The sequence below is a fragment of the Methylomonas sp. EFPC1 genome (assembly GCF_016925515.1).
Taxonomy (GTDB): domain Bacteria; phylum Pseudomonadota; class Gammaproteobacteria; order Methylococcales; family Methylomonadaceae; genus Methylomonas; species Methylomonas defluvii.
In genome coordinates this window covers 2,967,841-2,981,374 of sequence record NZ_CP070494.1, presented here as the reverse complement: position 1 = coordinate 2,981,374, position 13,534 = coordinate 2,967,841, and the positions used below count along the sequence as shown (strand labels likewise).

General features: G+C 50.2%; 13 protein-coding genes. 9 read left to right on the top strand and 4 right to left on the bottom strand.

All coding sequences use genetic code 11. The features are described from left to right. Positions 1-8: 8 nt before the first annotated feature. From JWZ98_RS13760 to nadB, 4 genes are all read right to left on the bottom strand, one after another. Positions 9-785, bottom strand: a complete 777-nt coding sequence (locus JWZ98_RS13760) for an alpha/beta hydrolase (protein ID WP_205450459.1) — start codon at positions 783-785, stop codon at positions 9-11. Next, positions 778-1,794 carry a M14 family zinc carboxypeptidase gene (locus JWZ98_RS13755; RefSeq protein WP_205450458.1) on the bottom strand — a complete coding sequence of 339 codons (1,017 nt, stop codon included), beginning with the start codon at positions 1,792-1,794 and terminating at the stop codon, positions 778-780. Before JWZ98_RS13755 ends, JWZ98_RS13760 begins: the two co-directional genes overlap by 8 nt. Positions 1,795-1,808: 14 nt before the next feature. After that, positions 1,809-3,530 carry a lysophospholipid acyltransferase family protein gene (locus tag JWZ98_RS13750; RefSeq protein WP_205450457.1) on the bottom strand — a complete coding sequence of 574 codons (1,722 nt, stop codon included), beginning with the start codon at positions 3,528-3,530 and terminating at the stop codon, positions 1,809-1,811. A gap of 190 nt (positions 3,531-3,720) precedes the next feature. Further along, complete coding sequence (nadB, locus tag JWZ98_RS13745; protein WP_205450456.1) at positions 3,721-5,376, bottom strand: L-aspartate oxidase; 1,656 nt, start codon at positions 5,374-5,376, stop codon at positions 3,721-3,723. A gap of 127 nt (positions 5,377-5,503) precedes the next feature. On the opposite strand from nadB, the gene rpoE reads away from it, so the two are divergent. The 9 genes from rpoE (at position 5,504) to JWZ98_RS13700 (ending at position 13,223) form a co-directional block, all read left to right on the top strand. Next, positions 5,504-6,094: an RNA polymerase sigma factor RpoE gene (rpoE, locus tag JWZ98_RS13740; RefSeq protein ID WP_020482182.1), complete on the top strand. Its 591-nt coding sequence runs from the start codon at positions 5,504-5,506 to the stop codon at positions 6,092-6,094. A gap of 10 nt (positions 6,095-6,104) precedes the next feature. Continuing rightward, positions 6,105-6,611, top strand: a complete 507-nt coding sequence (locus JWZ98_RS13735) for a sigma-E factor negative regulatory protein (RefSeq protein ID WP_171695730.1) — start codon at positions 6,105-6,107, stop codon at positions 6,609-6,611. A gap of 4 nt (positions 6,612-6,615) precedes the next feature. Beyond that, entirely contained in the window at positions 6,616-7,560 is a 945-nt protein-coding gene (locus JWZ98_RS13730; RefSeq protein WP_205450455.1) for a MucB/RseB C-terminal domain-containing protein, read from the top strand. 43 nt (positions 7,561-7,603) lie between these two features. Then, positions 7,604-9,010, top strand: a complete 1,407-nt coding sequence (locus JWZ98_RS13725; RefSeq protein ID WP_205450454.1) for a DegQ family serine endoprotease — start codon at positions 7,604-7,606, stop codon at positions 9,008-9,010. Between the two features lie 13 nt (positions 9,011-9,023). Continuing rightward, complete coding sequence (locus tag JWZ98_RS13720; RefSeq protein WP_205450453.1) at positions 9,024-9,176, top strand: hypothetical protein; 153 nt, start codon at positions 9,024-9,026, stop codon at positions 9,174-9,176. Between the two features lie 299 nt (positions 9,177-9,475). Next, positions 9,476-10,732: a hypothetical protein gene (locus JWZ98_RS13715; RefSeq protein WP_205450452.1), complete on the top strand. Its 1,257-nt coding sequence runs from the start codon at positions 9,476-9,478 to the stop codon at positions 10,730-10,732. Continuing rightward, complete coding sequence (locus JWZ98_RS13710; protein WP_205450451.1) at positions 10,725-11,789, top strand: hypothetical protein; 1,065 nt, start codon at positions 10,725-10,727, stop codon at positions 11,787-11,789. Before JWZ98_RS13715 ends, JWZ98_RS13710 begins: the two co-directional genes overlap by 8 nt. Then, on the top strand, positions 11,776-12,510 hold the full coding sequence (locus tag JWZ98_RS13705; protein ID WP_205450450.1) for a hypothetical protein: 735 nt from the start codon (positions 11,776-11,778) through the stop codon (positions 12,508-12,510). Before JWZ98_RS13710 ends, JWZ98_RS13705 begins: the two co-directional genes overlap by 14 nt. Before the next feature lie 185 nt (positions 12,511-12,695). After that, positions 12,696-13,223 (top strand): hypothetical protein, encoded by a 528-nt coding sequence (locus JWZ98_RS13700; protein ID WP_225893085.1) that lies wholly within the window; start codon positions 12,696-12,698, stop codon positions 13,221-13,223. Positions 13,224-13,534 lie beyond the last annotated feature (311 nt).

The window sequence follows — 13,534 nt, the reverse complement described above, 5'->3', positions numbered from 1 at the left end:
CTTCGGATTCAAACCGTAGTCTGGTTTATCCAGTCTTTTAAACGGTTTGCTACCCAGGCTCCATCGTCCAAACATAGATCATGGCCCGCCCACGGGTGCTTGAAGATGTCGATTTGCCATTTATTATGAATGGCGTCGGAACAAGCCGGTGCGACTAATCGGTCGCCCCGGCCGTTCAATATCAGCAACGGTGTCTCGGGTTTTTTCTGACTAGGCCGATAGCGTGCCGCTGCTTTTAGCTGTCTGATTCCATTAGCAAGGCTGATAGGCCGAACTTGCTGTATGGCGGTCCAGGCCTTGGCCGTTTCCGCGTAGAGATTTTGCCGGTTACTAACCAGCTGAAGGATTGCCAGTTCTCTGTGATACAAATCCCTTTCCAGTAATAACTGAAAAAACTGCGGATAACTCTGCCAACGCATGCGCCGATAAAACGGGCTTAAGCCTGCAAAGCTGGTGTTGACCAGGGCGGCAGCGGCGATGTCGTGCGGATAGCGCTGTAACCACTCCCAGGCTACCATGCCGCCGAGCGACAGTGCGAGTAACGTTACCGGCTTTGCCAGCAAGCCATAGTCTAAAGCCTGGCAGCGGACTTGTGCCGTTATTGCTTCGATGCTGTCCGGGCTAGGTTCTTGGTAATACCGGCCGGTGCCCGGCAAATCGATAGTACTGACGGTTGATCGGGGAAAAGCCTGTTGCAACATATCCGGAAAATTTCCCCAATGTGCAGCCTCTCGGCATAGACCACGCAGTAACAACCAATGTTGCCCGGCTGCTGCTTCAGGCATACCAGAAATCCATCGCTTGTTGCCGATTATGGTCTTGCTGTTGGCTGGTCAATGTCGCCCATTTTTGCGGATAGAGCAGGCTGCGATACAAGAAATCGAATAAGGTCAGATGCCGACGCATGATGCGCTGTTGGCGATGCGGCAACAAGGGGTGAAACAAGCCGTGACGTTGAAACAAATGCGTCGGGCTTTTACGCAGCCACAGCCAAGAGCCCATCTCCAGCGTCAACGGCAGAAACACGCGCTGTCTACCGTGCCGGTCGATAAAGTCGTCATATAGATAATCCCATAAATCGCCGCTGATGACGTATTCCTGGCTCATGGGCTCTATTTTATAAAAATGATGCGGGTAGCAGCGATCAAACAGTTGTTTTAAGCCGTATGCTTCGGCGACGCCTGGAAACGGCGTCTGGCAGGACGCATAGGGAAACCATAACCTATCGTGTATCCCAAACCCCGAATGCAGATCGATAGCAATCGACAAGGGCGCGTCGAATAGATGTTTATGCACCACTCGGCATAGGGCTTGGGCTTCCTTTTCCATTTTCGATTCATCGCCGCGATACCAGGGCAGTTTGGCGCTGAAACGCTGGCCGCTGTATAGTCGGGTATTGCCGATACTTTCGATAGGCGAATTGCGCATCAAATCCACGCCATGGCCGTTGCAACGGGTTCCCCGATAGACGCCTACCGGGTTGACGATGGGCACAAATACCAGTCGCGAATGCTGCAAACGAGCGTTAAATTCTTGATCCCAATCCAATAATTGCAGGATGGTTTGCAAGTAGGCCAATATGACTTCCGAGCCGATTTTCTCCAGGCCATGCACGCCGCCGAAAAAAGCCAATACCGGGACGTCCGGGCTGTTTGAACCCAGGCTGAGGCAATGGATGGGAAATTGTGTGTCTTTGTAGCTTATTTGCTCGACGATCTCGCAATGGGCGCGGTCGCCGAATTGCCGGATCAGTGCTTCCAGCTGATCCAACTCCGGGAATGAACGATTTTCCATGAATTCGCGCCAATCTACCCGGCCAGTGATTTTTCAATGTAGCGCTGTCTTTTCTTGGGTGCGATTTTATCGACCTCCACCATGATCAGGCCGTCGATACAATTGTTAAAGTCCGGGTCGATATTGAAGGCGACGAAATGGCAGCCTTTATCGACACATAATTCCACGTATTGTTTATAAAGCGTAGGGACTTTGACGCCCAGTTTTTTTAGTTCGCTATTCAATATTTTGAAACTGGTGGAGTAGTCGGCACTGAATTCGGTGGCGGCAAATGCCTTGCCTTGTTGCGAAATTACGAACGGTGTTCTGGCTTTGGTGTGCTGTAAATCGGAGGCGAATTGTTGTTGATAAAAACCGATAATCAGTTCTTTGGCGGCCTGTGGATAGGCGTTGCTGATACTAACCGGGCCGAATAGGTATTTGATGTCCGGGCGTTCGCGCAAATACGCGCCTATACCGTACCAAAGATAATCCAGGCTGTGCTGTCCCCAATAACGCGGTTGGACAAAGCTGCGGCCCAATTCAATGCTGTAGGGCAGATAAGTTTCAAATTCGCTACGCAAATCGAACAGCGTTTGCGTATAAAAGCCGTCCACGCCGTGGCTGGCCATAATAGCCGAGCCTTCGCCGACTCGGTAGGCGCCGACGATTTCCAGATCGTTGTCGTCCCACAGCACGATATGGCTGTAGTAAATATCAAATTTATCCAGATCCAATGCCAGACCGGTGCCTTCCTCGACCGTTCTGAAGGTCAGCTCGCGCAAGCGGGCGATCTCCCGCATCACCGGGCAATCGTCTTGAAACTGGTATAAAAAGATCTTTTTGCCGTCGCGAGTTTCGCCAAGCAGACGCGATTGGTACAAGGCCTTCTTCACCGCTTTGGTGTCAGAAGGATGCACTACGGTGGCGACGGTTTCGAATAGTGCCGGTTTGTTTTTCTTGCCCAGGTTTTGGACGTGCTTGCGAAAGCGCTGACTGAGCTGTTTATTGCTTTCCTCGCTATCGGCAATAACTTGGTAAGGTACCGGCGCGCCGACCATGAATTTAATTTCCTGGCCCTTCTTGTTGAACATTTCTTTGACCAACAACATTGTGCCCAGTGGTTTGTATAGCGTCGAGGCGCTATAAAACAAGGCGGAGTTCTTGGCTTTGATAAAGATCGGCAAGATTGGACATTGCGCCCTGCGGGCCAGCTTGATAAAACCGGATTGCCAGGCACCGTCGCGAATGCCTTTAGGGGTGATACGCGACACTTCGCCGGCCGGAAAGAAAATGATCGCTTCTTCATGCTCCAGTGCATCCAGCATGACTTTATAAACGTCTTTCAGTTTTTTCTTGTCGGATAACACATCGACCGGTAAGAAGATCGATTGCAAGGGTTCCATGTGCGATAAAACCCGGTTGGCGACGATACGCACGTCGGGTCGTACTGATCGAATCAATTTCACCAGGGCTAAGCCATCCAATGTGCCGATCGGGTGATTGGCGACGATCAGCAAGCGACCTTCGGAGGGGATATTGTTGTAACAATCGTTGCTGACTTGATAATTGAATTTGAAATAATTCAGTAGTTTGTCGAGAAAGGCGAAGCCGCGTAGATGTTGGTTTTTACGGATGACGTCGTTGAAATCGTCTTCGTGGATCAGTTTTTTTAAAGCTTGTACGACCAGCTTATTGTCTTTGCCAAATTTAAAGTCGGGATAGGTTTCTTGCAGAATGCGTTCAGCATCGATCATCGCTCAGTGTCCTGGAAAAAGGAGTATGGCGGGGGATTCTAGTGAGCGAATATGTCAGAAATATGTCAGTCCGCAGGTTGAATAAGAATGGCAGGCAATGGTGGATTATGCGTGATGAAGTACTCTTGGCAGTCACCAAAAACCCCTCTCCCGGTCTAGAGGGGGGGCATGGTGGGTTCGATGGCGACAATCAATGAACTTTTTGAGCGGGTTTTTCCGGTGTCAATACGGTGTTTTGCGGCGGCTGACTGTGGTCCAGATCCGGATAATCTTTTGTGTAATGCAAGCCCCGGCTTTCCTTGCGCTGTTGCGCGCAACGGATAATCAACTCGGCGACGATGACCAAATTGCGCAGTTCCAACAAATCGCTGGTGATGCGGAATTGGCCGTAGTATTCGGCGATTTCGTCTTTCAGCAACACCAGGCGGTTCATGGCGCGTTCCAGGCGTTTATTGGTGCGAACGATGCCGACGTAATCCCACATGAAACGGCGTAATTCATCCCAGTTGTGGGCGATGACCACTTCCTCATCCGAGTCCCCGACTTTGGATTCGTCCCAATCCGGCAGCGGCAACGGTTCCGGCAATTCAGCAAATAGGCGCCGGATGTCTTGGTTGGCTTGTTCGGCAAACACCAAACATTCCAAAAGTGAGTTGCTGGCCATGCGGTTGGCGCCGTGCAGCCCGGTGCAGGCGACTTCGCCGATGGCATACAAGCCGGGGATGTCGGTGCGGGCGTTGGCGTCGGTTAATACGCCACCGCAGGTATAATGCGCCGCCGGCACCACGGGAATCGGTTGCTGGCTGATGTCGATATCCAGTTCCAGGCATTGCATATAGATAGTGGGGAAGTGCTTTTGGATGAACTCTCGCGATTTGTGGCTGATGTCCAAATACACGCATTCGATACCGTGTTTCTTGATTTCGCTATCGATGGCGCGGGCGACGATGTCGCGCGGCGCCAGTTCCATGCGCTCGTCGTAACGGCGCATGAAACGCTCGCCGTCGGGTAGGATTAAATGCGCGCCTTCGCCGCGCACCGCTTCGCTGATTAAAAACGAACGCGCGGTCGGATGATAAAGGCAGGTCGGATGGAACTGCATGAATTCCATATTGCTGATTCGGCAGCCGGCCCGCCAGGCCAACGCAATGCCGTCGCCGCTGGAAATGTGCGGATTCGTTGAGTATAGATAAACCTTGTTGGCGCCGCCGGTCGCCAGCACGACTACTTTCGCGGCTATCGATTTGATGCTGCCTGATTTGCTGTCCAAAACATAGGCGCCGCATATGCGTTGTTCGCTTGCCCCCAACTTGGTGGCGGTGATCAGTTCGACGACATTGTGGTATTCCAGTAGGGTGATGTTCGGGTGCGCCTGGGCTCGCTCGATCAACGACAGCGAGACGGCTTTGCCGGTGGCGTCGTCAGTATGCACGATTCGGCGATGCGAATGGCCGCCTTCGCGGTTTAAATGCAATTGTTTGGCGCCGTCGGCGTTACGCTCTTCGGTAAAGTTCACGCCTTGTTGACGCAGCCATTCGATGCTTTGCCGGCCCTGTGCGACGGTGAGTCTGACTATCTCTGGATCGCATAAGCCGGCGCCGGCGATCAAGGTGTCTTCGATATGCGATTCTATCGAATCGTATTCTTCGTCAAATACCGCAGAGATACCGCCTTGGGCGTAATAAGTGCTGCATTCGGTCAATGCAAATTTGGCGAGCACTGCCACCTTATAGGTGTCGGCAAGATGCAACGCAAGACTCAGCCCGGCACCGCCACTGCCGGCGATAAGGATGTCGTAATGGGAATCAGCGGTATTGTTGGGTTGGTTTGCTGTCAGTGTGGTCAACTTTGCGGCCGGATGAATAGTTTTAGCGTTTTCGAATAATATCTGGTTTTAATCCTGCGGTAATTTTTTTTGTGTTGCCAGAACTAATGAGGTTTAATTCTGTCCACTTCAATACCAAAATAGCGCAGTGAACGAACAAGAAACGAATACCGAAGATCTGGATCAAGAGCTGGTGCGCCGCGTGCAGCAAGGCGATAAATCCGCCTTCGATCTTTTGGTGATCAAATACCAGCACAAGATCGTCCACTTGGTGAACCGGTACGTCAAGGATCCGAGCGAAGCTCAAGATGTGGCGCAGGATAGCTTTATCAAGGCTTACCGGGCTTTGGGAGATTTTCGCGGTGACAGCGCCTTTTACACTTGGTTGTATCGTATAGCGATTAACACCGCCAAAAACTATTTGTTGTCGCGTTCGCGCCGTCATTTTGATTACGAAATCGATGTTCAAGATGCCGAACAAGTAGAAAATGCGCCACAACTGAAAGATATAGAAACGCCGGAAAATTTGTTGATGAACGAACAAATTGTGGCGGTCATTAAATCAGCTATCGAGAGGTTACCAGAAGAGATGCGGATTGCAATTACGCTCAGGGAGTTTGAAGGGATGAGTTACGAAGAAATTGCGGAAGCAATGGATTGCCCCATCGGGACGGTACGCTCGCGGATTTTTAGGGCTCGCGAAGCCATAGACCAAAAATTAAACCCATTGCTCGACTAAAGGTGTATCGATGCAAGAACAACTTAACGAAAAACTTTCTCAACTGATAGACGACGAACTGGATAGCCAACAGGCGCTGTCGCTATTGCAGACTTTGCAGAACGACGGCTTGCTGAAAGACAAGTTGCGCCGCTATCAAATTGCCAGTCAAGTCATGAAGACTGGCGAATATTCTCACGTTACCAGCGATTTTTTGGACAAGATTCACGAACAGATTAGGCAGGAACCTACCTACTTTTTACCCCAAAAAAAGTCGGCGGTAAATTGGCAAAAAGCGGCGTTGGCGATTGCTGCGTCGGTGGCGTTGGCCGTGGTGTGGGTCAGCAGTAAAGTGGATAAACAAATGCATAACCCGCTCGGTTCGGTCGATATGGTGGCTCAGGGTAAAGACGTATCAGCAGAGGAAATGCATGCTCGATTCAAGGATTATCTGGAAGCTCATGACAACGCGATGTATGTCAATAGCGTGCAAGCGGGACAACCCTACGCACGGGTGGTGGGCTATCGGCAGGAATAAGCGCGTGAGAGTTTTAAAAGCTTTTTTGCTGTGCGTTGTTTGTCAAAGCGCTTTTGCCGATAAGGATCAAGTTACGGCCCGACAATGGCTGGATTATATGAACCGGGCGATGAAAACCCTCAACTACCGGGGTACCGTGATCTTCATGAAAAACGGTCAGCTCGATACGATGAAATATCAGCATAGTGTTGAAAACGGCGTCGAACAGGAGCGCTTGGCGTCTTTGAATTCGCCGATGCGGGAAGTGACACGTAAATCCAACGAAGTGACTTGTACATTTAAGGAAACCAGTCAAAAAGTGGTGAATCATCATCCGTTGGATAGTTCGTTTATCGTCAATTTGCCGCAGAACACCGCTAACCTGGAAAAAAATTATCAATTAGTTTTGTCGGGTCAGGAATCCATCGCGATGTTGCCGACGCAAATCGTCAGTGTCGAGCCTACCGATGCGCTGCGCTACCCGAGAAAAATCTGGGTGGATACCCAGCATTTTTTGCCGCTGAAAGTCGAGGTTTACAATTTGGACGGTAGTATCCTGGAGCAAGTAGTTTTCACCGATTTAATGACTGACTCATTAGCCGAGCCCCACGCCGGCAATGTCGACGACAACAGCTTTCATGTCAAACATATCCACTCCGCTCAAGCCGAACCGTTTGAAAATGCCACATTCGTATTGAAGAATTGGCCGTCTGGGTTTGAGCCGGTATTTTTTATTCGCAATTCCATCCAGCAATCTCAGAAAGCCGTAGATCATCTATTGATTAGCGACGGTTTCTCTACCGTGTCGGTGTATCTGGAAGCCAAAGAATCGCAAGGTATGAATGGTTTGCATAGTCTGGGTTCTGTCAATTCGTTCAGTAAGGTGATTGGCGATACCCAGTTCACCGTATTGGGTGAAGTACCCGCCAAAACAGTCGAGCTAATTGCTGACGGCATAGCGCTACGTTAGCGTGTCATTTTTGTAACAAATCAAATGTATGAGTGGAGATTACATGCTTAATAAGCTGTTTTATGGAGTTTTGATATTTTTATTGGCGATTGATGCAAGCTATGCGCAATTGCCCGATTTTACCGAAATGGTTAAAACCAATGGGGATGCGGTGGTCAATATCAGCACGACCCAAAAGGCTGCAGATCCGCAAGCGGGCGTCGATCAACAGCAAATGCCTGAGGATATGCCGCCGGAAATGGAAGAGTTTTTTCGGCGGTTTTTCCAGGGCCCTGGGCGTGGAGGTAATTCACCACGAGAAACCAACTCCTTGGGCTCAGGGTTTGTGATTTCCAAGGACGGATACGTCTTGACCAACCACCATGTGGTCAACAATGCCTCCGAGATTGTCGTTAAATTGAAAGATCGCCGGGAGTTGATTGCCAAATTGATCGGCTCCGACGAAAGCACCGATGTGGCCCTATTAAAAGTAGAAGCTAAGGACCTGCCGGTAGTGGAAGTCGGTTCGCCGGAGCAATTGCAAGTGGGCGAGTGGGTGCTGGCTATCGGTACGCCGTTCGGTTTCGATCAATCGGTCACCGCCGGTATCGTCAGTGCTAAAGGGCGCAGTCTGCCGGACGGTAACTATGTGCCGTTCATCCAAACCGACGTGGCCATCAATCCGGGCAATTCAGGCGGCCCCTTATTCAATATGCAAGGCAAGGTGGTCGGAATTAACTCGCAAATCTACAGCCGTTCCGGCGGCTATATGGGCTTATCGTTTGCCATACCTATCGATGTGGCGATGAACGTAGTCGACCAAATTAAAAGTAAAGGTAAAGTCTCGCGGGGCTGGTTGGGTGTACAAATTCAGGATGTGACGCGGCAGTTGGCTGAGTCGTTTGGTATGGACCGGCCGCACGGCGCCTTGGTTTCTAAAGTGATACCAGGCGGACCGGCCGAAAAAGCCGGGATTCAAATTGGCGACATCATTGTTGAGTTTAACGGCCAAGTCATCGAAACGTCCGGTGAATTGCCGCCTAGAGTGGGCATGACGCCCATCGATGAAAAAGCCAAGGTAAAAATCATTCGCCAAGGCGATAAGCAGGATCTTAGTGTGAAAATCGGTTTGCTGCCTGCGCAACCCTCCTCTTTGGCTAACGGGCCTGCGGCTGCCCCTGAAGTGGCCGTGAACCGTCTGGGATTGGCTGTTGCCGATTTAACCACCGAGCAACGCCAGCAATCGCAAGTTGAGAAAAACGGCGTAATAGTACAAAAAGTTAACAAAGGCATAGCAATGGACGCCGGAATTCAGCCAGGAGATATTATTTTGCGCATTCAAAATAATGTGGTTCGCGATGCCGCCGAGTTTAACGCTATCGTCGCGAAATTACCGGTTGAAAAATCGATAGCACTTTTGGTACAACGTAATGGCAGCCCGGTGTTTTTAGCGTTTAAAATCGAGAAATAATAGGGGTAACTCAATGCCTGTTGCCAGCGATGTAATGCACTTGATCGGCAATACCCCGGTAGTGAAATTACATAAAGTCGTGTTGGAAAACTCCGCGACTGTGCTGGCAAGTTGGCATCGCAAAACCCCAGCGGCTCGGTTATGGACTGAATCGGTGTGGCTATGATTCAAGTCGCGGAGCAAGCGGGGCGCTCGCTAAATAGGGCGCTTTTGTCAAGATCCAGCAAATCGTCAGGCAGTCCTGGGCGCTATGTCCAGGGTTGCCGATATGATCAAAAACCGTAAGCTTCGGATTTTGATTTGGCGGTGGAGCTAGTCGAAACTCCGGTCATCTCGGGCGGCGCGCGCACCGCATTGATGGGCGTGGAGAAAACCGTGGTGGCCATTGTCCATGACACCGGCGAGCGCTTTTAAGTATGAGCTGACGCCGTTTTATCCCGCATTCTGCTGGAGCAAAAAATAATAATGACAAATCCCAGCATCAAAATCCGTTCTACCGGACTCGGTTATTTTATTAACCGCATTCAAACCCTGTTCGTCAGCATGTTGCGTATCTGGACGATACCCATCGTTCTGATGCTCAGCCTGTCGTCCGGGTTTACGACCTATTACGGTTTATCGCATTTCATCACGCCCTGGATTGCGTTGGTGATCACCGTCGCCATTCAATCCATCATCGTTATCTGTTCTTTGGAAATGGCCGGCATTCATTGGAAGGCCAACAGGATGCGCTACTTTACCGTGGTGGCGTCTTTGGCGGTGGCGATTGCTGCTTCAGTGACTTTTTCCTATTTCAAGTTTTACGAAATATCCGAGCAGGAAACGCTACATATCAATAGGCTGAACGAGTTAAGACAGCAAACCAAAAATTATCTGGACAGTATTTTGCAGGTTAAAAGCCAGATGCTGCACCAACAAAAACAGGATCTGGAAAAAGCTTCGCTGGATGCCAGCCAAGCCTATTTCGGTACGCATAATCAAATTGGCCCTGGCTATAAAAATCAGGTGGGCGAGGGGCCGTTCTGGCGCCATTACAATCAGATATATCAGGAAAAAAAGCAGGCCTTACAACAGCAGGAACAAGCTTTTCAGGCCTTGGACAGTAATATCCGACTGTTGCAAAGCAATCTGAATCAGCTGGATGTGACCAACGACAAGGAAGCCACTTACTCGCAATTTTTGAAAAATTATCAGGATATTCAACTCGGCGTGAACCAACTGGCCAGCAGCATGGGCTTGTCTTTACCCGACGCGCCCTTGCTGATGACCTATAAACAGTTTGTTGAGGAAGTTAAACCCTCGTTTGCGATGTGGCGCGGGTTTTCCTGGTTTGCATTTGCTTGCGCGGCGATGGTGGATTTTTTCACCGTGTTACTGTCTTATCGCTTGGAATTTACAGCACCGGGACCGTTGACGATCCAGGAAGAAGAACTGGTGTTTGAATGCCTGCGACAATTCACCGAGTTTCGGATCAACGAGAACGACGAACTGGAAATGGTCATCGAAAAATCCGACTTGGAAAAAGCCCGTCGTTACTCGGATTGGTCGCGAATGTTCGTGGTCGGCTTGCTGCTCAGCCGCGGTTTCTTGCGTAAAGTAGACGATAGAACCGTGGAGTTTGCGCCGAATCTTTACCCGCTGATTGCCGAAAAAATGTCCGACAAAATCGCCGCGCTTAAACAAAAAGCCGCTGCCGCCGCCGGTGTGGTTAGCCATGAATAGCCCCGGCACCGAATTGGAGGTCTGGCTGGCTGGCGGCGATTTATTCGAAGAGTCGCTTGCCGATGCGGCGGAGCAATGGATCGCTGGTTTCGACGCCGACCGGCAAGTGGTGCAGCTAAAACTCGGGCCGTATAAAAAACTCTTTTTACGGCCGAAGAAATTCGTCAAACGCTTCTATCATCATATACACCCACTGACGATAGAAAGCTGGCAATACCGGCGGCAGCTGAGTATGTTCGACGATTTTTGCACCGTGGATTTGGCGCTGGATTTACGCTTTCAGGCCACCCTGGCTTATGTGCTGAAAAACAGCGAAATGCTGCCCACGATTAACCAACACATCAAGCAGTTGTATGCCGATATTATCGATGATGTGATCAATCTTGAGTTGCAAACGCTGGCTGATGGCAACTGGATTCAAACCGGTCTAATTGACACCGAGAAACGCATTGCGCTGGCTATTAACCAAGTATTAATGCAACAGCATATTCAATCGCAAGCACTGTGTAGTCTCACTGCCAGCTTTAACGAATTTCCGAACGTGCAGTTGGGGCGAGATAGCGTTTATCTGAATGTGTTGAAAAAGACTTTTGAGTTGAATGAAGAACGCACCCGCGAGCTATCCCGGCAGCAGCGGTTGCTTGAGGAAGAAGAAATACACGAAAAACGCCTGCAACTGGAACATTTGCGCCGCATATCCGAGCTGGAATTACTGATGCAGGCTCAGGAAGCCGAAAAACAGCGGCGCTTGTTGGAAGACAAACAAGATCAGCTTACTCAGCAGTTGGAACTTGAGAAGCGTTTGTATGCCGAACAGCTACGCCACGAAAACGAATTAAAGGCCATGCGTCTGGAAGCGGAGTTGCTGGCCCAGGAAACCCAGCAGGCTAGGCAAAGGCTTGCGGAAAGTCAGCAGCTCTCGGAACAATTGTCCCATCAGGCGGAATTGCACGATAAAAAGGTACTTGCCGATATTCGCTTGCAGCAACGCACGCAAAGCTTATGGCAAGAGAATGCTTCAACGAACGAAACAGGGAGTGACCATGCACAGCAATAAATTCATAGGTGTAAGTTATCGGTTGTTGGTTTTATTAATGATTGCATTATTGGCGGCTTGTAGCACTACACCGCGTCCTCTGCAATTCCGCACGGAAATCGATTCGCTAGTCGCCGTTAGCGCTCCGCAAAGCGATATGCGATTCGTGGTATTGCCAGGCAATGCCGGTGCAAACGAACAGGATTTGCAGTTTATCGAGTTTAAAACCTATATCGAAAAAGTCCTGGCTAACCGCGGCTACAGCAAGGCCAACAGTCTGCAGGACAGCAACTTGGTGATGTTCTTGAGTTACGGGGTCGGTGCGCCGGAAGTCCACCAGTATAGCTACGAAGTACCATTGTGGAACGACATGGGTTATTACTATCCGTACCGCATGTCCCGATTTTACAATGGCTATTATCCCGGTTTTGGTTGGGGTTACGGCGGCTATTCGCAACGCACCGAATCCTACACGACGTTCCGGCGCTATCTGGTGTTGGAAGCCTGCGATAAAGAAGCCTATTTGCAACAGCAGCAACGCAAACAGTTATGGAAAACCAGCGTACAAAGTAACGGTTCCAGTAACGACTTACGTCTGGTGTTCCCGTATATGGCAGCAGCAATGCAGCCCTATCTAGGCACTAACACCGGGCATATGATCACTGTGGATATAGACGAAACCAATACCTTGGTACGTAGTCTGCTGGGTCCATATCAACCCAGCACACCGCAACCGCGATAAAGAAGGGATTGGGTTGTCCGCCTGCTGCTGAGCTGCATTGTAGGCAACATATTGACAACGCTTGGTGGCGGATACAGACTGAGGGTACACCCGCCAAGCTGGGGGAGGAATTTGATCTCCAGTATCCGGTTGGCCGAGCCGTAAGTTTAGGGATGAAAGTAAACAATAATAATCAGGAGAGCAGCATGAAAACAATCGTTTTGGGACTTGTCTTGGCTTTCAACAGCCTGACTGCACACGCTGCAAAATACGGTCTGGAGCCGGGCGATGCGGTACTGACCAATTGCCACGAAATTTATACCCGGGGGGTGGTTAAAGCCAAAGTCGATGACGGCTATACCGTGCATTTTCCCAAGAACGCCGGACCTATCCAGTGTCCGCCGTTTCGTTGGCATGCAGAGTTCGTGTTGCCGTTTCAATCGGTTTCGGAGTATAGCCTGAAGTTTTTGGGCGGCTTAAAACGCGACATCTTGTTTCAAGTGGGCGAACCGGTGACTTTTCGGGTCGATACCGACAGGCGCGTCGTCAAAACCAAAGCCAGCATTGATATTGACGCACAGATTACCGACATCAGCAGCAACGGCGCGATAGCCGTGAAGTTAATCAGCACTGACCCGGAAGCGGCGGCGACATTTTGGCAATGGATAGGCGGCAATTATGTCGATTTGCGGCATAAATATTTGGAACTGGAACGGGATAAAAGATCTCGCTAAGCTAAACACCTTCAGGTAATTGCCAACGCAAGCACCGGCACTCTTAGCTAACTTCTAATGGATCATCGTCCGGATGCAGAAGGAGGGAAACACATGGCTCAATTGCTAAGGGGGTATGAGGAGAATGAGTTGCTATTCAGTTCCCAAGCTTTTGATTGGCATAGGGTCCAACTGGATTTGACCACTGGTTTGCTTATTTTCCTTATTTCCCCTACGCTTCCGGTCAAACTTCACTGAAGCGGCGTCTTCCGTATGAAGATGATCGCAAAACCGGGAGTGGTCTGGGGCGGCGTATGAGTAGAGACGGTATG